Annotated in this window: 1 protein-coding gene; it reads right to left on the reverse strand. The window is 57.8% G+C overall.

Translation table 11 applies throughout. The features are described from left to right. Positions 1 to 625: SDR family oxidoreductase (locus tag NW820_RS13260; RefSeq protein WP_414407758.1), on the reverse strand; the 625-nt coding region annotated here is incomplete at its 3' end. Positions 626 to 645 lie beyond the last annotated feature (20 nt).

Raw genomic sequence — 645 nt, forward strand, 5'->3', positions numbered from 1 at the left:
GGTTGGGCACACCCGGCTTGGCGATGATCTCAAGGATGCGATTTTGGGCAGCGGGCTGGAATAAACTTTCGACGGCTACTTGGGCTACTTTCGTGCGGGGGATGCTGCCGTCAAAGAGGGTATCCGCCTTGGATAGGACAATGCCATCGTCGTTGTCTTGGTTTTTTAGGCCCCCCGGTCGAACGATGGTGTAGGTGAGGCCGCTTTTTTGCAGGTATTCTTCTGCGCGTTTTTTCCACACCAGGATCAGCCAAAACAAGTTGAGGGGATGGAACAGCTGGGAAACACACAGCGAAGAGATTAAAACAAAGTGTTGGATCCCTTTGGCTTTGGCCACATCGACCAGGTTCTTGGTGCCTTCATAATCCACTCGGTAGGGCTGAAAGGGATCCCAACTGGGCCTGGCCCCAGTGGCACAGAGCACCACCGTGCATCCTTCCATGCCTGTCTCCAGCGTGGCCGGATCCAGCACATCCCCCACCACCACTTCCGCTTCGGGGGGCAGAACCCGTGCGGCCAGCTCGCGGCTGCGCACCAGCGCCCGCACTCGGATGCCGCGGCCCACCAACTCTTTGACAATGCGGCGCCCGGTTTCTCCCGTAGCCCCTGCAACAAAAGCCTGCATAAGTTTCTCCTGCAAAGCTG

The organism is Synechococcus sp. R55.7, assembly GCF_047461955.1.
Lineage (GTDB): Bacteria > Cyanobacteriota > Cyanobacteriia > Thermostichales > Thermostichaceae > Thermostichus.